This is a genomic window from Microbacterium sp. TWP3-1-2b2, from assembly GCF_049896145.1.
GTDB lineage: Bacteria > Actinomycetota > Actinomycetes > Actinomycetales > Microbacteriaceae > Microbacterium.
Genome location: NZ_JAFCTS010000001.1, coordinates 517,901 through 538,667 on the forward strand (window position 1 = coordinate 517,901; position 20,767 = coordinate 538,667).

Genomic DNA, 20,767 nt, shown 5'->3' on the forward strand with positions numbered 1-20,767 from the left:
GGACATCATGACGGAAGAGCACCGCTTCGGGTTCCGCACCCGCGCACTCCACGCGGGCGGCACGCCCGACGCATCCACCGGCGCGCGAGCAGTGCCGATCTATCAGACGACGTCGTTCGTGTTCGACGACGCAGCGGACGCCGGCAACCTCTTCGCCCTGCAGAAGTACGGCAACATCTACTCGCGTATCGGCAACCCCACCGTCGCCGCGCTGGAAGAGCGACTCGCGTCACTCGAAGGTGGAATCGGGGCTGTGGCCACGGCATCCGGCATGAGCGCCGAGTTCATCACGTTCGCCGCTCTCGTCGGGGCAGGCGACCACGTCGTCGCCTCGGCGCAGCTGTACGGCGGCACGGTCACCCAGCTGGATGTCACTCTGCGGCGCTTCGGAGTCGAGACGACGTTCGTGCCATCGAGCGACCCGGCCGACTTCGCTGCCGCGATCAGGCCCGAGACCAAGGTCGTCTACGTCGAGATGATCGGCAACCCGTCGGGTGAGATCGCCGATATCGAGGGCCTCGCCGCGGTCGCGCATGAGGCCGGAGTGCCACTCGTCGTCGACGCGACGCTTGCCACCCCCTACCTCGCGCGGCCGCTCGAACACGGTGCGGACATCGTCATCCACTCTGTGACCAAGTTCCTCGGCGGGCACGGCACGACCCTCGGCGGCATCGTGATCGAGAAGGGCACGTTCGACTGGGGAAACGGCAAGTTCCCGCAGATGACCGAGCCGGTCGAGTCGTACGGCGGCATCAAGTGGTGGGACAACTTCGGCGAGTACGGTTTTCTCACGAAGCTCCGCTCCGAGCAGCTTCGGGACATCGGTCCTGCGCTGAGTCCTCAGTCGGCGTTCAACCTGCTGCAGGGCGTCGAGACTCTTCCTCAGCGCATCGACGCCCATCTCGTGAACGCGCGGATCGTCGCGGAGTGGCTGGATGCTGACCCCCGGGTGTCGTATGTCACCTGGGCAGGATTGGACGCGCATCCGCACCGTGAGCGCGCGGCCAAGTATCTTCCGCTCGGACCCGGTTCCGTGTTCGCGTTCGGCGTCGCAGCCGAGGACGGGCGCGCAGCTGGGGAAGCCGTGATCGAGAACCTGCAGCTCGCCTCGCACCTCGCGAACATCGGCGATGCTCGTACGCTCGTCATCCACCCGGCGTCCACCACGCACCGCCAGCTCACCGAGTCGCAGCTCGGTGCCGCGGGCGTGCGTCCGGATCTGATCCGCATCTCGGTCGGCCTCGAGGACCCGGACGACATCATCTGGGATCTCGATCAGGCCCTCACCGCAGCGACAGGAGCGACCCGATGAGCACGTCGATCCCCGCGGACTCCTGCGCGCTGCCGTCGCCGACGGATGCTGTCGCCTGCGCGCTGCCCGGCGTCGCCGTCGACGCGGCATCCGAACGCACATGGACCGGTCCGAACCAGCAGGAACGCTTCGCACTGCTGCGCCGAACGAGGTCGGTCGCCATCGTCGGGGCATCCAACAACCCCTCCCGCGCTTCGTACTTCGTGACGACGTACCTGCTCTCCAGCTCGCCTTACGACGTGTATCTCGTCAACCCGCGCGAGAAGGAGATCCTCGGCCAGCCCGTCTACGCATCGCTCGCCGAGCTCCCCGTCGTACCAGACATCGTCGACGTCTTCCGCAGGCATGATGACCTTCCCGGCGTCGCGCAGGAGGCCATCGATGTCGGAGCGAAAGCCGTGTGGCTCCAGCTCGGCTCCTGGCACGAGGAGGCGGCAGCTCTCGCGGAATCCGCAGGGCTCTCGGTCGTCATGGACCGCTGCATCAAGATCGAGCACGCGCGATTCCACGGCGGTCTGCACCTGGCGGGCTTCGACACCGGGGTCATCAGTTCCAAGCGTCAGCTGCTCGCACGCTGAATCAGTCGGAGATCGGGTGGGCGAGCCGATAGCCTCTCGATATGTCAATCGGCACGATCTCGCGGTGGAGCGGCATGCCCATCGACCGCACGCGTCAGCGAACGGTCACGCTCAACCAGCTTCTGCTCGGCGTGGTCGCCTTGATGTCCGCACTGATCGCGTTCGCGATGGAGGCGATCACAGCCGTCTCGTTTCTGCTCGGGGGACTTCTGCTCATCACGGTTCTGACGGGCGCGGCCATCGCCGTTCCCTGGAACCGCATCCACCCGCTGTGGAGTGCACTCCTGCCGATCGGTGACATTCTGGCAGTCGCCCTGATGCGAGAATCCAATCCTTCGGCCGGGTTCGCCCTGTTGTGGATCTTTCCGGCGATGTGGATCGCAGCGGCCTTCGGTCTGCTCGGGCTCGTCGTCGCGAACGTGCTCACCAACGGTGTCTACTGGTTGACCATCTTGATCGATCCGCGGCAGTCGATGGCGCCAGTCGTCTTCCTCGTTCCGATGACGATCATCGCGATCTCGACGAGCACCTACATCGCAACCCGGCGCGCGACAGCGCAACGGGCACTTCTCGATACTCAGGCGCGGCTGCTGGCACGTGCTGTCGAGCGCGCGCGCCGGCAGGAGGACACCGTGACGGAGGTTCTGGATGCCGTCGACTTCGGCGTGATCCGATTCGGCGCAGACGGCGACGAATCCGTTCGCAACGAGGCGCACGCGAGGATGCAGCGAATGCTCGCGCCCGATGGTCGAAGGCGTGGAGTGTACGCGAGCGACGGAATCACCGAACTGGCCTCCGACGCCATCCCGCTCGCACGTGCACGTCGCGGAGAGATCTTCGACGGCGACATGGTCTGGCACGGAGAGCCGGGAAAGGGGCGACGTGCGTTCAGCGTCACTTCCCGCGCCCTGGAAGGACGGACAGGGGAGCGCGTGGGGGGTATTCTCGTCTCCCGTGACGTCACCGATGAAGTGATGGCGCTGCGTGCACGCGAGGACCTCGTCGCTTCGGTCTCACACGAGTTGCGGACCCCGCTGACCTCGATACTCGGCTACCTGGAACTCGTGCTGGACGGCGACGACCTGTCCTCATCGGCGCGGCGCGGCCTCGAGGTCGCTGAGCGCAACGCCGCCAGGCTGTTGGACATCATCGCCGATCTTCTCGTCGTCTCCGCCGATGATCACGGGGGAGTGCGACTGTCGATCAAGGCGGAGAACGCCAGCGTCGACGGGATCGTGCGGGCCTCTGTCGAGGCCCTCGTCCCTCGAGCGGCCGAGCGCGACATCGTTCTGGATGCGACAGGGGTTGAGCAGGTCACGGCATTCGTCGACCCGCTCCGTGTTCGTCAGGTCGTCGACAACGTGATCGGCAATGCCGTCAAATACAACGTCGAGCATGGGCGGGTGGAGATCGGCGTCACCACCGACGCCGATCATGCGTGGATCGTGGTTCGCGATCATGGCCATGGCATCTCCGCGGAGGAGCTTCCGCGGCTGTTCGAGCGCTTCTTCCGCGCCGATGCCGTGCGAAACACGTCGATCCATGGCAGTGGCCTCGGTCTGTCGATCAGCAGAGACATCGTCAGGGCGCACGGAGGCGAGATCTCGGTGCAGTCAGAGCTCGGGAGAGGAACGACCTTCATCATCCGCCTCCCGATTCGCGAGAAAGGAAGGAACAGCTGATGGAAATGGACATCTTGTCCGTCTCGGCGATGACGGCCGTCGTCGTGATCGTGGCCGGCGTCGTGTTCATCCTGGAGACCCTTTTCCGTGAGGACGACATCGTCAGCAGACTCTGGTCGATCGGGTTCCTCTCCGGCATCCTCGCATCCGTGTCCTATGTGATCTGGGCATTCACTCCGGATGCGTGGGGCGCGGTCGCGATCGGTAATGCCGCGTTCGTCTCAAGCTCAGGATTCATGTGGCTGGGGTGTCGGAGCTTCAACAACCGCACGCTCGGCTGGGCGGGCATCGTGGTGGCCGCCTTCACGGTCACTGCAGGTGTTGCGGTGCTCCTCGAAGGGCCACAAGGCGGATCATGGGCCGGAGCCGAGATCATGTTCCTCGCACTCTGCCTCCTCCCTGCGGCAGCCGCATCGGAGATGGTTCGGGGATCGCTCGTCGGCATCAGAACGTCGATCAGCCTGGCCGTGGTGTTCGGCGCACAGGCCATCTACTATCTCGCGCGTCTGATCGTTCTGCTGGCCACAGGTCGGGACGGCGAGACATTCACGCAATGGTGGGGAACCATTCCGACGAGTGTGCTCACCATCACCCTCACCGTCGTCGCGGTCGTGATCACATCGCTGTTGCGCGCTGAGCGCACCGGCCTCAGAGGCCGCCGGACGCTGACTGCTCCAGGAACCAGCTTCAGCGGCGTGCTCGAACCACGATGGTTCGAGAGATTCGCGGCGGATGCGATCGAACGCGGGGCACCGAGAGCGGAGATCCTCGCGGTGATATCCACACGGATCGACGACCTTCCGCAGGTCGTGACGGCGTTCGGGGCGAGCGAGGCCGAGGACCTTCGCACGGCTTGGTATCGCGCCGTACGACTCTACGCCCCGACCCAGGCATGGATCGGTGACGACGGAAGCGGCGGGATCGCGATCAGTACGGTCGTCGAATCTGAGGCCGACGCCAGACGGCTGGCGGCAAGTCTGCACAGCGCGATCTACGACGCGCTCGATGCCGTCGAGGGCAGCGTTCTCCCGGTACTGGGCGTGGGCGTGGCGTTGAGCGACGTCGAACTTCATGACGCGGGTTCACTCATTTCGCGGGCCAGAGCCGCTGCGGCCGAGGCCGCGCTCAGCGAGGACAGCAGCGTCGTCGTCGCGGCCCCTGAAGATACTCAGGGAGTGAGTCGGTAGCCGATCCCGCGGATGGTCTCGATCCACCGAGGCTCTGATGGGGTCTCGCCGAGCTTGCGCCGCAGGTTGGCGACATGCACTTCGATGGCTCGGGTGTCGTGTTCGCTGACGAAGTCGCTTGACATTCCGCGCTCACCGCGGACGACGAGTGCGAGCTGAGTCTTGCTCACCACGCGGCCGCCCTCCTCGAGCAACTCGAGGAGGATGTCGAATTCGCTCCGGGTCAGCTCCACCTGCTCGCCGTCGGTCTCGGCGATGCGCATATCCGAGTGCGCGCGCAGACCGCGATGTTCGCGCCAGCCATCAGGTTCGGGTCGGCTATCCGTAGGCGCGGCGACATCGTCGTGCAACGCGCGCGGACGGCGGAGCATCGCCTCGATCCTGGCGCGCAGCTCGCGCGGACGGAACGGCTTGGTGATGTAGTCGTCCGCCCCGGACTGAAGTCCCTGGAGCGCGTCGATCTCTTCCGAACGAGCAGTGAGCATGAGCAGGTACGTGGAGCTGATCGCCCGGATGCGCTTGGCAGCCTCGAAGCCGTCCATTCCCGGCATGCTGACATCCAGCGTCGTGATGATCGGATCGTGCACGCGCACGAGTTCGATGCCTTCCAATCCCGCTCAGGCGGCATGCACTGCGAATCCCGCCTGCTCGAGGATGTCGGACAGCAACGAGCGGATGTCGGGTTCATCCTCGATGACGACGGCAGTGCGCATTGGCAGCGGACCCTCACTTTCCCGCTCCACGCCCTCGCAGTCAGCGCCGGTAGCGGGTCGAGCTGCGGGGAGCGGAGCTTCGGTGATGATATCGCAGAAGATTCTCGCGAACGCTTCACCCGGCATGAACGCTGCCGTACCCAGAGGCGTCGATCACGAGCACATCGCCGGCGTGCTGCCCAGACGCTCGACCGCCTGGAAGTAGATCGTCGTCGTCTGCCAGTCGACTCCCGTGCCGCGCACGCGCGGGAGTTGAGAGCAGTTCCAGCCATCACGCGGCGTGAACTGGGCTCCGCTCAGCACCCTCGCGGTACTCCAGGACCAGGAGGAGGCGTTGCCGGTCGCTGTCGTCAGATCGACGTCGAAGCTCACCGAGCGCGTCCCCTGAGGAGTCTGGAAGTTGATGTAGTAGTTCCGCGTCTGAGCTCCAGGGGTTCCCCAATTGTTGTAGGTGATGCCGCTCACGACGCACCCGTTGAGGGCCTTGCCGTTGGGTCCGTAAGCGACGCAGGTGCTCACGGAGGGCGTCGACCAGGTGCCGGCCTTCACGACCGCTGACACACTGGTCCGATCAGCCCAGGCTGCGGAGGTGCTCTCGAGAGGTCCCTGACCGGCGGCAACGATCCCCAGCGTGCCGCCGATCAGGAGAGCGAGTGCGACGGCGAGGAGGCGTGATCCCCTCACGCCACAGCCAGTTTCGGGGCGGGTCGATCGGCGTTGGGTGTCAACATCGTGAGCCCCAGCAGTCCGAGAAGCCCCACCAGCAGTGGCAGCGCGACAGCGGGAGTCGTCATCCGCATGATGGCGGTGCCCCAGCCGGACAGCTGCAGAGACGGCTGCCAGACGTCGCCTGAGACGGCGTAATCCAGTGCATCCGAGAACGCATTGTTGTCACCCTTCATGGTGACCATGAATCCGCCGTGACCATCGGGTTCGATGGCTTCGATGCGGTGCGTCACGAGGTCGCCGGTGAGGTCACTCGGCACACTGATCACGTCGCCGACATTCAGGGCATCAGCGGAGACACGGGTATCGATGATGAGATCGCCGGTCATGATTCCCGGTTCCATCGAACCCGAGATCACGACCAGGGGTTTGATGACCCCTGCCGCGCTCGCGCCCCATACCAGGCCGCACGCGGCTCCCACCGCGGCAAGCAGCCAGAGCATGATGAAGGAGAGGCGGCGCACGGTCTGCATCATCGTCGTCTTTCTTCAGTCAGCGGACAGGATCAGGAGGTCGCGGTCGCAGAGACGGTCACGACCATGGTGCCGGACTTGCCCTGGTTCGTCGGCGCCCAGTCAGCGGGTGTGGTGACGGTGAGCTGGAACTGGTCCTGCGCGCCGGTGGTGCCGGTCGGAGTGAGGGTCGCGACGAGGCCGGCCAGCGCAGGCGTCGGCTTCGTGGTGAATGTGGTGCTCGCACCGAATGCCACCTGCGAGGTGAGAGCGGCGTTGACGGTGCTCTCGTTGCGCACCCAGAGGTCGATCGTGCGAGTCTGTCCTGGCAGCAGGTCGACGAACTTGCTCGCGGGGATGACCAGCTCGAGGGTGTCGGCCGTGTCCGACTGCGCCCAGGTCTTGCCGTCGAGCGAGCCTTGAAGGTCGAAGGTCGCGGCCGCGGCGGGTGCGGCGAACAGGGTGTTGTCCGTCCACGCGGCGCTGGTGATGGCCGCGCCGACGCCGCCGATGGCGAGGGCAGCCAGGCCGAAAGCGACGAGGGGGTGGCGTTTGCGGCGCTCCTGCGTGGGGGCGTTCTCCGTGGTGTTCTCCGTGGTGTTCGATGTCATGCTCTGAGGTTATGAAGAGGACCTCAGCCCCCACCCAAGTCCGGCTCAGCAACGCCTGAGGTTCTGTCGAAGATCTCGTCCGGAGCGAACGCAGACGACATGGCAGACTGATTCATATGCCTCTCATCGCGCTGACCGGGGGAATAGCCTCCGGAAAGTCCACGATCGCCCGCCGTCTTGAGTCGCTCGGTGCGGTGGTGGTCGATGCGGATCAGATCGTCCGCGACGTGCAGTCGCCCGAATCTCCGGTGCTGCGGGAGATCGCTACGGCGTTCGGTGACGAGGTGCTCGACTCATCCGGGGCGCTGGATCGCGCTGTCCTCGGTGCGCGCGTGTTCTCCGATCCGGAGGCCCTCGCCCGGTTGAACGGCATCGTGCACCCCGCTGTGCGTCGCGAGTCGCAGCGCCGATTCGAGGTGGCGTTCGCCGAGGACCCGCACGCCGTGGTCGTGTACGACGTACCGCTGCTCGTCGAGGCGCGCGTCGACGACCCGTGGGACACCATCGTCGTCGCGCACGCACCGGCCGAAGAGCGCCTGCGCCGCCTGATCGAACTGCGCGGGATGGAGCCTCGGGAGGCACAGAACCGCATCGACGCCCAGGTGGCGGACGAGAAGCGGCTCGCGATCGCGGATGTCGTGGTCGACACCGCCGGCTCGCTCGAGCACACTGAGCAGCAGGTGGACGCGCTGTGGCAGCGTCTGACGGAAGAGTGAATGCGGACGATCTCTTCGCGGGACATATTCCTCGGACGCGGTCGTACCGACGGCTGATCGCAGGGTTGTTCTTCGCCGGTGTCGCGACGTTCGCTCAGCTCTACTCCCTGCAGGCGGTTCTGCCGCAGGTCGCCGCCGATCTGGAAGTACCGGCGGCGACGGCGGCCTTGACGGTCTCCGCCGCGACCCTCGGGATCGCGGTAGCCGTCATCCCGTGGTCCCTCGTCGCGGATCGCATCGGTCGGATCCCTGCGATGGCGATCGGCATCATCGCCGCGACGTCCTTCGGGCTCGCGGCACCGCTGAGCACTGAGATCACCGTGCTGCTGGCACTGCGCCTCGGCGAGGGACTCGCGCTCGGCGCCGTGCCAGCGGTGGCGCTGGCATACCTCAGTGAAGAGGTGCACGCGCGGCATGTCGCGGCAGCCGCCGGCAGTTATACGGCGGGGACCACCGTGGGCGGACTCTCCGGGCGTCTACTAGCGGGACCTGTGGCGGAGGCGTTCGATTGGCGCGTCGGCGTCTGGAGCGTCACGGCTGTCTGCGCCGTCGCCGCAATCCTGTTCCTCCGGCTCGTGCCGCGAGCGCGGCGGTTCGTCCCGGGACGGATGCGAACGGATGCCGGACCGGGCATGTTCGCACGCCTCATCCGTGCGCTGCGCTCACCCCGGCTGCTGGCGCTGTACGCGCAGGGCTTCCTTCTCATGGGTGCGTTCGTCGCGGTGTACAACTACCTGGGCTTCCACCTGATCGCGCCGCCGTTCCTCCTGCCGGTCTGGTTGGTGACCCTGCTGTTCCTCGCCTACCTGGCCGGTACGGTGTCGTCACCAAGGGCAGGGGCGCTGGCCGTGAGGTACGGACGTCGCCGCGTGCTGCTCGCGGCGATCGGGCTGTTCGGGGCCGGGGCGGCCCTGATGTACGTGCCGTCGCCGATCGTCATCCTCATCGGTCTTGTCATGTTCACCGGCGGCTTCTTCGGAGCGCACGCCATCGCATCGAGCTGGGCGCCCGTACTCGCTGATCCGGAGAGCCGTGCGCAGGCGCCCTCGCTGTACTACTTCGCGTACTACGCCGGCTCGAGCCTGTTCGGGTGGGCGCTGGGAATCGTGTTCGGTCAGGCCGGCTGGGAATGGTTCCTCGGGGGCGTGATCGCCATGGGAGCTCCCGCCGCACTCATCGCGACGGCTCTGCTGCGTTCGGACCGGATGACGGATGCCTAGACTCGAGTCCGTGCAGCACACCCTCCTCGACGCCTACGACTCTCAACTGCGCACCTCCTCGGAGATGTTGCGCGTATCGAACACCGGGCGGCACGGCCCGTTGTGGTTCGCTCTCTTTCCCGGCGGGCACGGATTCGTCACCTACGAATCCCTCGACGGCGCCGACGAGGCCGGGATCGCTGAACTCGTCGACGCGGCGCTGGAACACTTCGGAGCCCGCTCAGATGTCGAGGACATCGAATGGAAGACGAGGGCGCACGATGTCGCGCCGGGTCTGCACGAGGCTCTCGTCTCCCGCGGCTTCGCGCCGGAGGAATCGGAATCGATCATGATCGGGGAAGCCGCGCTGCTTGCTCAGGCATCGCCGATGCCTGCCGGAGTGGAGATCCGGCAGGTGCGCGACGAGGCAGAGATCTGGGCGATGGAGAAGATGCAGGGCACTGTCTTCGCCGATCCGGGCTGGGAGGCGCGCGCACAGGCGACCGTCGCCGAGTGGTCGGCAGGCTCCGACATCGGGCTGTGGATCGCGCTTGTGGACGGTGACGTCGTGAGCGCTGGACGCCTCGAGCCGGTCGCCGACACGGATTTCGCGGGGCTGTGGGGCGGAGCGACCCTGCAGCAGTGGCGTGGCCGCGGCACCTATCGTGGGCTGACAGCCCGCCGGGCACGTTCTGCGCTGCTCCAGGGGAAGAAGTATCTGAATGCGGATTGCACCGAGCTGTCACGACCGATCCTCGAGCGATCAGGACTGGTCAAGGTGTCCACCACCACGCCGTACATCCGCCGTCAGCCGTCGACCTGAGCCGCTGATCGCCTCCGGCCACGACGTCGTCGGAAGAACAGCACGACCGCGACGATCAGGCCGATCAGAAGAAGGCTCGCGAGCACGGGAACGATGATGGCGAGCGCGGCGAGCAGGAAGGAGGCTCCGTCCTCGGCTGTGCTCAGCACCGGCGCCGCGAGTCCGCCGGTGACGGTGTTCGCAGCCACCCGCGCGCTGGCCTTGACGATGTGCACCACCAGCGCGATCACGATGCCGGTGACGATCGGCACCCAGGTGTTCTCGGAGAAGAAGGACGAGGGATCGTCGACGGCGACCGTCTGCGAGCTCGCACCCGCGCCGAACACGATCCCACCGGAGGCCGGCCGCAGCACGCTCTGGACGATGTCGTTGATCGAGTCGAGCGCGGGGATCTTGTCGGCGACGATCTCCAGCAGCAGCAGGACGCCGAGCACCCACAGGGCGATGTCGCTCGAGATCCACGACCAGCCGGATGGAAGACTCACGGCCGGAAGAAAGCGGTCGGCGAGACCGAGCAGGAACAGCGGCATCCAGGCGTTGAGCCCTGCCGAAGCCGCAAGGCTGGAGCCGATCAGGAACTCGATCACGGCCCCACTATAAGGCGTCGATTTCTCGACGCGGGCCCGTACGCATGGCCCGCGACCCCGATGTCCGAGGGGCCGCATACGCTGGAACCATGCAACCCACGCGCAGCGTCCGTCCCTTCGAGGTGATCAGCGAGTACGAGCCGGCCGGCGATCAGCCGCAGGCGATCGCCGAACTCGCGTCGCGCATCAACGCCGGCGAGACCGACGTCGTCCTGCTCGGTGCGACCGGTACCGGAAAGTCCGCGACGACGGCCTGGCTGGTCGAGCAGGTACAGCGACCGACCCTCGTGCTCGCGCACAACAAGACCCTCGCCGCTCAGTTGGCGAACGAGTTCAGAGAGCTCATGCCGAACAACGCGGTGGAGTACTTCGTCTCGTACTACGACTACTACCAGCCGGAGGCGTACGTCCCGCAGACCGACACCTTCATCGAGAAGGACTCCTCGGTCAACGCAGAGGTCGAGCGTCTGCGTCACTCCACGACCAACTCGCTGCTCTCTCGTCGCGACGTGATCGTGGTCTCCACCGTGTCCTGCATCTACGGTCTCGGTGCGCCCGAGGAGTATCTGCGCGCGATGGTCGCGCTGCAGGTGGGGGAGCGTTACGACCGCGATGCGCTGATCCGCCAGTTCATCGCCATGCAGTACAACCGCAACGACGTCGACTTCTCGCGCGGCAACTTCCGGGTGCGGGGCGACACCATCGAGATCATTCCGGTCTACGAAGAGCACGCGATCCGCATCGAGCTGTTCGGCGACGAGATCGAAGCGCTCTACACGCTGCATCCGCTCACAGGCGACGTCATCGAGAAGCTCGACGCGGTTCCGATCTTCCCCGCATCACACTACGTCGCCGGCACGGATGTCGTGCAGCGAGCCATCGGCACGATCGAACACGAGCTCGCCGAACGCCTCAAGGAGTTCGAGCGCCAGGGCAAACTGCTCGAGGCGCAGAGGCTTCGCATGCGGACCACATTCGATCTCGAGATGCTCCAGCAACTCGGATTCTGCTCCGGCATCGAGAACTACTCGCGTCATATGGACGGCCGTGCGCCTGGCGAGCCGCCGCACACGCTTCTTGACTTCTTCCCCGATGACTTCCTCATGGTGATCGACGAGTCGCACGTGACCGTGCCGCAGATCGGCGCCATGTACGAGGGCGACGCCTCGCGCAAGCGCACTCTGGTCGACCACGGCTTCCGCCTGCCCAGCGCGATGGACAACCGGCCGCTGCGGTTCGACGAGTTCAAGAACCGCATCGGTCAGACCGTGTACCTTTCGGCGACGCCGGGCAAGTACGAGATGGGCATCGCCGACGGTATCGTCGAGCAGATCATCCGCCCGACCGGCCTCGTCGACCCGGAGATCATCGTCAAGCCGTCAAAGGGGCAGATCGACGATCTGCTGGAGGAGATCCGCCTGCGAGCAGGGCGGGACGAGCGGGTGCTCGTCACGACGCTGACGAAGAAGATGGCGGAAGAGCTCACCGACTTCCTCGGCGAGCACGGAGTGCGAGTGCGGTACCTGCACTCCGACGTCGATACGCTGCGGCGCGTCGAGCTGCTCAGCGAACTCCGCTCCGGCGTGTACGACGTGCTCGTCGGCATCAACCTGCTGCGCGAGGGGCTCGATCTCCCTGAGGTGTCTCTCGTCGCGATCCTCGACGCTGACAAGGAGGGGTTCCTTCGTTCGGGGACATCCCTCATCCAGACGATCGGACGTGCCGCCCGAAACGTGTCCGGCCAAGTGCACATGTACGCCGACAAGATGACCGACTCGATGGCGAAGGCGATCGAGGAGACCGATCGTCGTCGCGAGAAGCAGGTCGCGTACAACAAGGAACGCGGCATCGACCCGCAGCCGCTGCGCAAGAGGATCGCCGACATCACCGACGTTCTGGCACGCGAGGCGTCTGACACCGAAGATCTGCTTCGAAGCAAGAACAGGACGAAGTCCGGTCGCGGAAAGAGCCCGACGCCTCAGCTGCGTCGAGAGGGGATCGCGGCTGAGGGCGCGGAGCAGTTGGAGGACATGATCAAGGATCTGTCCGATCAGATGCTCGCGGCGGCGGCCGAGCTGAAGTTCGAGCTCGCCGGTCGACTTCGCGACGAGGTGCAGGATCTCAAGAAAGAGCTGCGCGCCATGGAGCGCGCGGGGCACGCATAAGGGCGGTGATGTCGAGCATGGATGCTGCTGCCACTGAACTCGCCGATCGGGTTCGAGCGCTGCTGATGTCAGAGCCAGGGCTCGAGGAGAAGCGCATGTTCGGTACGCGCGCGTTCTTGCTGAACGGGCGGATCCTCGTGGGCACCCGCAAAGAAGGTGTGCTCCTCGTGCGGGTCGCTGAGGAGAAGGGCGCTGCGCTGCTGGCCGAGCCTGGCGTCTCAGTCGCCGTGATGGGTGCGAAGACGATGGGCCCGAGTTGGTTGGACGTGGCACCGTCGGTGATCGAGGGCGATGATGCGCTGATGTCGTGGATCGACGCTGCACGGGAGAGTGCAGGGGATTAGAGTTCGGCGGTCGAACCAGCTCAGGGGCCGGTCAGGGGCAGTGCATGAGAGGTTTCGGGCCGGACCGGTCGATCTCGTGTTCAGTCATGGGATGACCGCACAGTGGGCACGCCCGCTCGGCTCGCTGAGAGGCCGTCGGTGGAGGAGTGGCCTCGTACGGGCCGACGGCGGCCGGACCGGCGAGGCGGATGAGGTTCTTGTTGAACCAGCGATACAGCCCACCCGCTTCGCGGATGCGTGTGCGGAGCGGCACTCGGTCAGAACTGTTCGTCATGTTCATTAGTGTACTAATGATTAGCCCAATCTGTATAATCGGGTTGTGACCGATTCGGACGACCTCCTCAAGCTCGAGAACCAGCTGTGCTTCGCCCTCGTGACGGCAGCACGCAATGTCGTGGCGATCTATCGTCCGATCCTTGAGCCGCTCGGACTCACACACCCGCAGTATCTGGTGATGCTGGCGCTCTGGGAGCGGTCGCCTCGCACGCTCAACGACCTCGCTGCAGAGCTGGCGCTTGATCCTGCGACGGCGTCGCCGTTGGTCAAGCGCCTCGAGAAGGAGGGCTTGATCGCACGAGAGCGCAGCAGCGAGGATGAGCGTCGCCTCGACATCCGCCTGACGCCATCCGGACAACAGCTTCGGCAGCGGGCGCTCGACGTTCCTCACCAGGTCATGGCGGCCGTGCACATGGACATCCAGCAGGTGGCGACGCTGCGCGACGGGTTGTCCCCATTCGCAGGTCGCGCTCCGATCGGCGAGATGCGGGCAGAGCGCGGCTGAGACCGTTCCTGAGCATGGACACAGAGCCGATGTCTGTGGCCCCTCGTAGACTTGTCCGGTGCCCATTGTCCCCGTTGCCACCCCCAGCAAACTCAGTGTTCGCGGTGCCCGCGTACACAATCTCAAGAACGTCGACATCGACATCCCGCGCGACTCGATGGTCGTGTTCACCGGCCTGTCCGGGTCCGGGAAGTCGAGCCTCGCGTTCGACACGATCTTCGCCGAAGGCCAGCGTCGCTACGTCGAATCGCTGAGTGCGTATGCGCGGCAGTTCCTCGGCCAGGTGGATCGTCCGGACGTCGATTTCATCGAGGGACTGAGCCCTGCGGTCTCGATCGACCAGAAGTCGACGAACCGCAATCCGCGGTCGACCGTCGGCACGATCACCGAGATCTACGACTACATGCGTCTGCTGTGGGCGCGCATCGGCATTCCGCACTGTCCTGAGTGCGGAGAGAAGATCCAGCGCCAGACGGTGCAGCAGATCGCCGATCAGCTCATGGAACTGCCAGAGCGAACCCGCTACCAGATCGTCGCGCCGATCATCTCGCAGAAGAAGGGCGAGTTCGTCGATCTGTTCCGCGAGCTCGGCGCCAAGGGGTACTCACGTGCGATCGTGGACGGCGATCTCATCCAGCTGGCCGAGCCGCCGAAGCTGAAGAAGAGCTACAAGCACGACATCGCGGTCGTCGTCGACCGGCTCGTGGCATCCGATGACATCCTCGGGCGGGTCACCGACTCGGTCGAGACGGCGCTCGGCCTCGCCGGCGGCGTCGTGCAGGTCAACTTCGTCGACGAAGAGGGCGACGATGCGTGGCAGTCGTACTCCGAGAAGCTCGCGTGCCCCAACGGGCATGCGATCACGCTGACCGAGATCGAGCCCCGCACCTTCTCGTTCAACGCGCCGTTCGGCGCCTGCCCGACGTGCTCCGGCCTCGGCACGCGCATGTCGGTCGACGTCGATCTGATGCTCGACGATGAAGAGCTCTCGATCCGCGAGGGCGCCATCATCCCGTGGACGACGCAGGGCAAGGGACTCTTCCAGTATTACGAGCGACTGCTCGAGGGGCTCGCCCGCGACCTCAAGTTCGACCTCGACACCCCGTGGAAAGACCTGCGTGTCGACGTGCAGGACGCGATCCTGCGCGGTGACAACTACAAAGTCACGGTCAAGTGGAAGAACCGCTATGGCCGTGAGATGCGGTACGCCTCCGGCTTCGAGGGTGTGGTGCCCTACATCGAGCGTCAGTACGCGCAGGCCGAGAGCGACAACCAGCGGGCGCGGTGGGCCGAGTACCTCCGGGAGGTGCCGTGCCCCGCGTGCGACGGCAATCGCCTCAAGCCCGAGGTGCTCGCAGTCAAGGTGCACGGTCACTCGATCGCCGAGGTCTCGCACCTCAGCCTCGCCGATGCCCGCGGCTTCATGGAGACGCTGACACTCACCGAGCGCGAAGCGAAGATCGCGGCCCAGGTGCTGCGTGAGATCCGGCTCCGCCTCGACTTCCTGTTGCAGGTGGGTCTCGCGTACCTGAACCTCAGCCGTGCCGCCGGTTCGCTCTCCGGTGGAGAGGCTCAGCGGATCAGGCTCGCGACCCAGATCGGTTCCGGGCTCACTGGCGTGCTCTACGTGCTGGACGAGCCGTCGATCGGCCTGCACCAGCGTGACAACCGCCGCCTCATCCAGACGCTGCAGACGCTGCGCGACCTCGGCAACACCCTGATCGTCGTCGAGCACGACGAGGAGACGATCGAGGCCGCCGACTGGGTCGTCGACATCGGTCCAGGTGCCGGCGTCAACGGCGGTTCAGTCGTGCACTCCGGTCCGTATTCGGCGCTGCTCACCGAGACCGATTCGATGACGGCCGACTACCTCGCGGGGCGCCGAGAGATACCGACCCCGAAGAAGCGCCGCAAGATCGACAAGAAGCGCATGCTGAGCGTGGTCGGCGCCAGGGCGAACAACCTGCGCAACGTCACCGCGGAGTTCCCCCTCGGCGTGCTCACCGCAGTCACCGGCGTGAGCGGCTCCGGCAAGTCGTCGCTGGTCAACGACATCCTCTACCGCGTGCTCGCGTCCAAGCTCAACGGCGCGCGCACGCTCGCAGGAAAGCACACCCGCGTCACCGGGCTCGACAACCTCGACAAGGTCGTGCACGTCGACCAGGCGCCCATCGGTCGTACTCCACGATCGAACCCCGCGACCTACACCGGTGTCTTCGACCGCATCCGCACCCTGTTCAGCGAGACGCCGGAGGCGAAGGTGCGCGGCTACCAGCCCGGCCGATTCAGCTTCAACGTCAAGGGCGGTCGCTGCGACGCATGCTCGGGTGACGGCACGATCAAGATCGAGATGAACTTCTTGCCCGACGTCTACGTCGACTGCGAGGTCTGCCACGGCAAGCGATACAACCGCGACACCCTCGCGGTGCACTACAAGGGCAAGAACATCGCCGAGGTGCTCGAGATGCCGATCGTGGAGGCCGCAGAGTTCTTCGAGCCGATCCAGGCGATCCACCGGTACATGAAGACGCTCGTCGACGTCGGCCTCGGATACGTGCGACTCGGCCAGTCGGCGACGACGCTCTCCGGTGGTGAGGCGCAGCGCGTCAAGCTCGCCACCGAGCTTCAGCGTCGCAGCAATGGCCGCAGCATCTATGTTCTCGACGAGCCGACCACCGGTCTGCACTTCGAAGACGTCCGCAAGCTCCTCGAGGTGCTGAACGGCCTGGTGGACAAGGGCAACACCGTGATCGTGATCGAGCACAACCTCGATGTCATCAAATCCGCGGACTGGGTCATCGACCTCGGACCGGAGGGCGGCTCCGGTGGCGGCGAGATCCTCGCGACCGGCACGCCGGAGCAGATCGCGCGCGTCGAGGAGAGCCACACCGGCATGTTCCTCGGCGAGATCCTCGGTGCGGGACGCGGGGCGCGGAAGGCCAGCTGATGGCCGACGTCCTGCCGTACAAGCCCACGCAGGGCGAGATCCCCACGGATCCGGGGGTGTATCGCTTCCGCGACGCCGAGGGTCGCGTGCTGTACGTGGGCAAGGCCAAGAACCTGCGCCAGCGGCTGTCGAACTACTTCGCGCCGCTGCGCACGCTTCACGAACGAACCAGGCGGATGGTCACCACCGCCTCGTCCGTGGAGTGGACGGTCGTCCCCACCGACGTCGACTCCCTGCAGCTGGAGTACATGTGGATCAAGGAGTACGATCCGCCGTTCAACGTGCGCTACAAGGACGACAAGTCATACCCGTTCATGGCGGTCACACTGGGGGATGAGGCGCCACGCGTGCTCGTCACCCGCAATCGCAAGATCCCTCGGGCGCGGTACTTCGGGCCGTATCCGAAGGTGTGGGCGGTGCACGAGACCATCGACCTGATGATCAAGGCCTTCCCGATCCGCACCTGCAGCGATGCGAGCTACAAGCGCGCTATGGCTACGGGGCGACCGTGCTTCCCCGGCCAGATCGGCAAGTGCGGTGGCCCGTGCTCCATGAAGGTGACGATCGAAGAGCACCGGGCGATGGTCGACGATTTCGTCGCTTTCATGGCCGGAGGCGATGAGCGCTTCACGAAGGAGCTCACGAAGCGGATGCTCTCGGCATCCGCCGCGATGGACTACGAGGCCGCCGCGAAGTATCGCGACCAACTCGCATCGATCCAGGCTGTACTGGGTAAGAGCTCGCTGGTGCTTCCATCCGACGAGGACGCCGATCTGTTCGGCATCGCCGAGGACGAGCTGGCGGCGACGGTGCAGCACTTCGTGATCCGCGGCGGCCGTGTGCGCGGAGTGCGTGCCACGACGATCGAGAAGGAGATCGACATCTCCGGAGCGGACCTCGTCGAGCAGGTGCTGCAGCGCACCTACGGCGAAGGTGTGGATGTGCCACGGCGCATCCTGGTGCCGTCGCTGCCGGATGATGCCGCTGAACTCGAGGAGTGGCTGCGAGAGCGGCGCGGACGAAAGGTCGAGATCGCCGTCGCCCAACGCGGTCAGCGCGCGGAACTGATGCGGAATGCGACTCTCAATGCGACGCAGGCGCTCATCCGCCACAAGACCCGTCGCACCAGCGATTATGTCGCGCGCACCCAGGCCCTCACCGACCTGCAGGATGCACTCGGTCTCGAGACGGCACCGCTGCGCATCGAGTGCTTCGACATCTCGCATCTCGGGGGAACGAACGTCGTCGCCTCCATGGTCGTGTTCGAGGACGGGCTTCCGCGTAAAGACCAGTACCGCTCCTTCAACATCGCCGAGACCACAGACGACACCGACTCGATGTACCAGGTGCTCATGCGGCGCCTGGCGTACCTGGACCGTCCGGAAGAGGCCGATGCCGCGATCGTCGATGCATCGCCGGGCTCGGTGATCGAGGTGTCAGGGGGCGAGGTCCGCACAGATCCGCTCGCCGTCGACGGCGAAGTCGTCACCGTCCGCAAGAAGCCCCGGTTCTCGTACCCGCCCCAGTTGCTGCTCGTCGACGGTGGAAAGCCCCAGGTCGAGGCGGCGGCTCGTGCGCTGCGCGACGCTGGTCACACCGAGATCGGGCTGTGCGGCATCGCCAAGCGGCTGGAGGAGGTGTGGCTGCCGGGGGAGGACTTCCCCGTCATCCTGCCCCGCACGAGCGAGGCGCTGTATCTGCTTCAGCGCCTGCGCGACGAGGCGCACCGTTTTGCCATCATCCACCAGCGAAAGCGCCGCAGGCGCGACATCACTACGGTGCTGGATGAGGTGCCAGGGCTCGGCGCTTCGCGCATCAAAGTGTTGTTGAAGCACTTCGGATCCGTGACGGCGCTGCGGGGTGCGAGTGCGGAGGACATCCAGCAGGTGCCGGGCATCGGGCCCACTCTCGCTCAGAGCATCCATACGCACCTCGCGACTCGATAGGCTGGTGTTCACAGCGAGAGGAAGTGTCGATGTCCGTCGAGGAGAAGAACGAGTTCCTCATCGTCACCGGCATGTCCGGTGCTGGGCGTTCCACCGTGGCGAACGCCCTTGAGGATCTCGGCTGGTACGTCGTGGACAACCTTCCGCCGCAGATGCTGCGCCCGTTGCTCGATCTGACGGATCTCGGCGGGGGAGCACTACCGAAGGTCGCGGCCGTCGTCGATGTCCGTGGCCGCAATCTGTTCAACGACTTTCCCGAGGTGGCGCGTGCGTTGCGCTCAAGGGGCAGCGTGCGCGTGGTGTTCCTCGATGCGTCCGACGACGTCCTGGTCCGCCGGTTCGAGTCGGTCAGACGTCCGCACCCGCTGCAGGAGGACGGCACGCTGCTCGATGGCATCAGGCTCGAGCGCTCGCGCCTGACTCTCGTGCGCGAGGCGGCCGACATCGTCATCGACACGTCGTCATTGAACATCCATCAGCTGGCGACTCAGGTGTTCGAGGCGTTCTCCGACGAAGGAGCGGCGCGGCACCGGTTGACGATCCTGAGCTTCGGGTTCAAATACGGTCTGCCCACCGATGTCGACCTCGTCGCCGACATGCGCTTCCTGCCGAACCCGTTCTGGAACGACGACCTGCGCGGTCTCACGGGTCAGGATGCGCCGGTTCGCGATTATGTGCTCTCGCGTGAAGGCGCAACGGAGTTCCTGGATGCCTATGCCGCGGCGCTCGTGCCGGTGCTCGAGGGCTACCAGCGCGAGAACAAAGGGCATTCCACAGTCGCGATCGGCTGCACAGGAGGCAAGCACCGTTCGGTGGCGACGGCAGAGGAACTCGCGAAACGACTCTCCTCGATTCCCGGTGTCGCCGTCAATGTGCGCCACCGAGACCTCGGCCGCGAGTAGAACGGCGCGACGCCCGGTAAACTGTTCCTTTGCGTCGCGATCCGGCGCATGACGCTTTACAAGGAGTCCCGTGGCACTAACCACCGACGTCAAGGCTGAGCTCGTCAGCATCCGCAACGCACCCCCGACGGTCCGCGTCGCGGAGGTCACCGCAATTCTCCGGTTCGCCGGAGGACTCCACTCGATCGCCGGTCGCGTCGCAGTCGAGGCCGAGGTCGACGCTGACCTGCTGGCTCGTCGCGTTGCCCGCGATCTCGCCGAGATATACGGGGTTCGCCCGGAGATCGCCCAGGTGCAGTCCGCCAGCTCGCACGACGGGGCACGCTACGCGGTGCGAGTGATCGCAGCCGGGGAGACCCTCGCGCGCCAGACGGGTCTGCTCGATCAGCGACGCCGTCCGGTTCGTGGACTCCCCAACAGGCTCACCACCGGATCCCGCGAGGAGATCGCCGGCCTCTGGCGCGGTGCGTTCCTCGCCGCCGGCTCGCTCTCAGAGCCCGGACGCTCTGCCATGCTCGAGGTCTCCTGCCCGACATCCGAGGCCGCAATGGCTCTGGTCGGCGCAGCTCACCGGCTCGGTGTCGCCGCCAAGGCCCGCGAAGTACGCGGTCTGCCGCGCGTGGTGGTTCGCGAGGGCGAAGCGATCCGTTCGATTCTCAGCCAGATGGGTGCGCAGAAGACGGCAGCCGCATGGGAGGAGATGCGTCAGCGCCGTGAGGTGCGCGCCGGCGTGAACCGCCTCGTGAACTTCGACGACGCCAACCTTCGTCGTTCCGCGCAGGCAGCCGTCGCCGCATGCGCGCGCGTCGAACGCGCTCTCGAGATACTCGCCGACGATGTGCCAGACCACCTGCGCGTCGCCGGCGAACTGCGCCTCGCGCACCGCGATGCGAGCCTCGACGAACTCGGTCACCACGCTGATCCGCCTCTCACGAAGGATGCTGTGGCAGGTCGCATCCGCCGGCTGCTCGCCATGGCGGACAAGCGCGCGCAGCAGGAGGGCGTTCCCAGCACGGAGGATGCCGTGCCCGCTGGGCTCGACGTCTGATCAGCCCCCTCGCGTTCGCAGACATTTCCCGTCACGGACGGAAGGATC

At 65.8% G+C, this 20,767-nt stretch carries 20 protein-coding genes; 14 read left to right on the plus strand and 6 right to left on the minus strand.

All coding sequences use genetic code 11. The features are described from left to right. Positions 1 to 7: 7 nt before the first annotated feature. The 4 genes from ACP7AR_RS02610 to ACP7AR_RS02625 are packed head-to-tail and all read left to right on the plus strand — an operon-like array spanning position 8 to position 4,759. Positions 8 to 1,312, plus strand: coding sequence for an O-acetylhomoserine aminocarboxypropyltransferase/cysteine synthase family protein (locus tag ACP7AR_RS02610; RefSeq protein ID WP_426182388.1), 1,305 nt, complete (start codon positions 8 to 10; stop codon positions 1,310 to 1,312). Continuing rightward, entirely contained in the window at positions 1,309 to 1,890 is a 582-nt protein-coding gene (locus ACP7AR_RS02615; RefSeq protein ID WP_426182391.1) for a CoA-binding protein, read from the plus strand. Before ACP7AR_RS02610 ends, ACP7AR_RS02615 begins: the two co-directional genes overlap by 4 nt. Before the next feature lie 41 nt (positions 1,891 to 1,931). Then, on the plus strand, positions 1,932 to 3,572 hold the full coding sequence (locus ACP7AR_RS02620) for a sensor histidine kinase (RefSeq protein ID WP_426182394.1): 1,641 nt from the start codon (positions 1,932 to 1,934) through the stop codon (positions 3,570 to 3,572). Beyond that, on the plus strand, positions 3,572 to 4,759 hold the full coding sequence (locus tag ACP7AR_RS02625; protein WP_426182396.1) for a hypothetical protein: 1,188 nt from the start codon (positions 3,572 to 3,574) through the stop codon (positions 4,757 to 4,759). Before ACP7AR_RS02620 ends, ACP7AR_RS02625 begins: the two co-directional genes overlap by 1 nt. On the opposite strand, the gene ACP7AR_RS02630 is transcribed toward ACP7AR_RS02625, so the two are convergent. The 4 genes from ACP7AR_RS02630 to ACP7AR_RS02645 all read right to left on the minus strand — a co-directional run bounded on the left by ACP7AR_RS02630 (position 4,741) and on the right by ACP7AR_RS02645 (position 7,261). Beyond that, positions 4,741 to 5,370, minus strand: a complete 630-nt coding sequence (locus ACP7AR_RS02630; RefSeq protein WP_426182398.1) for a response regulator transcription factor — start codon at positions 5,368 to 5,370, stop codon at positions 4,741 to 4,743. The genes ACP7AR_RS02625 and ACP7AR_RS02630 overlap by 19 nt on opposite strands. A 255-nt stretch (positions 5,371 to 5,625) precedes the next feature. Continuing rightward, positions 5,626 to 6,156, minus strand: a complete 531-nt coding sequence (locus ACP7AR_RS02635) for a hypothetical protein (RefSeq protein ID WP_426182401.1) — start codon at positions 6,154 to 6,156, stop codon at positions 5,626 to 5,628. Next, a complete protein-coding gene (locus ACP7AR_RS02640; protein WP_426182404.1) occupies positions 6,153 to 6,674 on the minus strand; it encodes a signal peptidase I in 522 nt (173 codons plus the stop codon). The genes ACP7AR_RS02635 and ACP7AR_RS02640 overlap by 4 nt, the downstream gene beginning before the upstream one ends. Before the next feature lie 29 nt (positions 6,675 to 6,703). Beyond that, positions 6,704 to 7,261 carry a hypothetical protein gene (locus ACP7AR_RS02645; RefSeq protein WP_426182407.1) on the minus strand — a complete coding sequence of 186 codons (558 nt, stop codon included), beginning with the start codon at positions 7,259 to 7,261 and terminating at the stop codon, positions 6,704 to 6,706. A gap of 116 nt (positions 7,262 to 7,377) precedes the next feature. On the opposite strand from ACP7AR_RS02645, the gene coaE reads away from it, so the two are divergent. The 3 genes from coaE to ACP7AR_RS02660 are packed head-to-tail and all read left to right on the plus strand — an operon-like array spanning position 7,378 to position 9,999. After that, the gene (gene coaE / locus ACP7AR_RS02650) at positions 7,378 to 7,977 is read left to right on the plus strand and encodes a dephospho-CoA kinase (protein WP_426182410.1); all 600 of its coding nucleotides are present in this window, start codon (positions 7,378 to 7,380) and stop codon (positions 7,975 to 7,977) included. After that, positions 7,953 to 9,197, plus strand: a complete 1,245-nt coding sequence (locus tag ACP7AR_RS02655) for an MFS transporter (RefSeq protein ID WP_426182413.1) — start codon at positions 7,953 to 7,955, stop codon at positions 9,195 to 9,197. The genes coaE and ACP7AR_RS02655 overlap by 25 nt, the downstream gene beginning before the upstream one ends. Before the next feature lie 10 nt (positions 9,198 to 9,207). Then, on the plus strand, positions 9,208 to 9,999 hold the full coding sequence (locus tag ACP7AR_RS02660) for a GNAT family N-acetyltransferase (protein WP_426182416.1): 792 nt from the start codon (positions 9,208 to 9,210) through the stop codon (positions 9,997 to 9,999). Here the strand turns inward: ACP7AR_RS02660 and ACP7AR_RS02665 are convergent. After that, positions 9,984 to 10,586, minus strand: a complete 603-nt coding sequence (locus ACP7AR_RS02665) for a DUF4126 domain-containing protein (RefSeq protein WP_426182419.1) — start codon at positions 10,584 to 10,586, stop codon at positions 9,984 to 9,986. The two genes, ACP7AR_RS02660 and ACP7AR_RS02665, sit on opposite strands and share 16 nt — an antisense overlap. 89 nt (positions 10,587 to 10,675) lie before the next feature. On the opposite strand from ACP7AR_RS02665, the gene uvrB reads away from it, so the two are divergent. Both uvrB and ACP7AR_RS02675 read left to right on the plus strand, forming a co-directional pair. Then, a complete protein-coding gene (gene uvrB / locus ACP7AR_RS02670; RefSeq protein ID WP_426182421.1) occupies positions 10,676 to 12,751 on the plus strand; it encodes an excinuclease ABC subunit UvrB in 2,076 nt (691 codons plus the stop codon). An 8-nt stretch (positions 12,752 to 12,759) separates the two neighbouring features. Beyond that, on the plus strand, positions 12,760 to 13,095 hold the full coding sequence (locus ACP7AR_RS02675; RefSeq protein ID WP_426182423.1) for a TfoX/Sxy family protein: 336 nt from the start codon (positions 12,760 to 12,762) through the stop codon (positions 13,093 to 13,095). A 31-nt stretch (positions 13,096 to 13,126) separates the two neighbouring features. On the opposite strand, the gene ACP7AR_RS02680 is transcribed toward ACP7AR_RS02675, so the two are convergent. Further along, positions 13,127 to 13,369 carry a hypothetical protein gene (locus tag ACP7AR_RS02680; protein ID WP_426182425.1) on the minus strand — a complete coding sequence of 81 codons (243 nt, stop codon included), beginning with the start codon at positions 13,367 to 13,369 and terminating at the stop codon, positions 13,127 to 13,129. A 45-nt stretch (positions 13,370 to 13,414) separates the two neighbouring features. On the opposite strand from ACP7AR_RS02680, the gene ACP7AR_RS02685 reads away from it, so the two are divergent. The 5 genes from ACP7AR_RS02685 (at position 13,415) to whiA (ending at position 20,719) form a co-directional block, all read left to right on the plus strand. Further along, the gene (locus tag ACP7AR_RS02685; protein ID WP_426182428.1) at positions 13,415 to 13,876 is read left to right on the plus strand and encodes a MarR family winged helix-turn-helix transcriptional regulator; all 462 of its coding nucleotides are present in this window, start codon (positions 13,415 to 13,417) and stop codon (positions 13,874 to 13,876) included. Positions 13,877 to 13,934: 58 nt separating this feature from the next. Then, positions 13,935 to 16,823, plus strand: coding sequence for an excinuclease ABC subunit UvrA (gene uvrA, locus ACP7AR_RS02690; RefSeq protein WP_426182430.1), 2,889 nt, complete (start codon positions 13,935 to 13,937; stop codon positions 16,821 to 16,823). Next, positions 16,823 to 18,769, plus strand: a complete 1,947-nt coding sequence (gene uvrC, locus ACP7AR_RS02695) for an excinuclease ABC subunit UvrC (protein WP_426182432.1) — start codon at positions 16,823 to 16,825, stop codon at positions 18,767 to 18,769. Before uvrA ends, uvrC begins: the two co-directional genes overlap by 1 nt. 29 nt (positions 18,770 to 18,798) lie before the next feature. Continuing rightward, on the plus strand, positions 18,799 to 19,671 hold the full coding sequence (gene rapZ, locus ACP7AR_RS02700; protein ID WP_426182434.1) for an RNase adapter RapZ: 873 nt from the start codon (positions 18,799 to 18,801) through the stop codon (positions 19,669 to 19,671). Positions 19,672 to 19,741: 70 nt separating this feature from the next. After that, positions 19,742 to 20,719: a DNA-binding protein WhiA gene (gene whiA, locus ACP7AR_RS02705; RefSeq protein ID WP_426182436.1), complete on the plus strand. Its 978-nt coding sequence runs from the start codon at positions 19,742 to 19,744 to the stop codon at positions 20,717 to 20,719. Positions 20,720 to 20,767: the final 48 nt, after the last annotated feature.

Bases quoted from the DNA above. Each gene is read 5' to 3' on its own strand.
- ACP7AR_RS02610 (WP_426182388.1), top strand. From the start codon at position 8: ATGACGGAAGAGCACCGCTTCGGGTTCCGCACCCGCGCACTCCACGCG.
- ACP7AR_RS02615 (WP_426182391.1), top strand. From the start codon at position 1,309: ATGAGCACGTCGATCCCCGCGGACTCCTGCGCGCTGCCGTCGCCGACG.
- ACP7AR_RS02620 (WP_426182394.1), top strand. From the start codon at position 1,932: ATGTCAATCGGCACGATCTCGCGGTGGAGCGGCATGCCCATCGACCGC.
- ACP7AR_RS02625 (WP_426182396.1), top strand. From the start codon at position 3,572: ATGGAAATGGACATCTTGTCCGTCTCGGCGATGACGGCCGTCGTCGTG.
- ACP7AR_RS02640 (WP_426182404.1), bottom strand. From the start codon at position 6,674: ATGATGCAGACCGTGCGCCGCCTCTCCTTCATCATGCTCTGGCTGCTT.
- ACP7AR_RS02645 (WP_426182407.1), bottom strand. From the start codon at position 7,261: ATGACATCGAACACCACGGAGAACACCACGGAGAACGCCCCCACGCAG.
- coaE (WP_426182410.1), top strand. From the start codon at position 7,378: ATGCCTCTCATCGCGCTGACCGGGGGAATAGCCTCCGGAAAGTCCACG.
- uvrB (WP_426182421.1), top strand. From the start codon at position 10,676: ATGCAACCCACGCGCAGCGTCCGTCCCTTCGAGGTGATCAGCGAGTAC.
- ACP7AR_RS02675 (WP_426182423.1), top strand. From the start codon at position 12,760: ATGTCGAGCATGGATGCTGCTGCCACTGAACTCGCCGATCGGGTTCGA.
- ACP7AR_RS02680 (WP_426182425.1), bottom strand. From the start codon at position 13,369: ATGACGAACAGTTCTGACCGAGTGCCGCTCCGCACACGCATCCGCGAA.
- uvrC (WP_426182432.1), top strand. From the start codon at position 16,823: ATGGCCGACGTCCTGCCGTACAAGCCCACGCAGGGCGAGATCCCCACG.
- rapZ (WP_426182434.1), top strand. From the start codon at position 18,799: ATGTCCGTCGAGGAGAAGAACGAGTTCCTCATCGTCACCGGCATGTCC.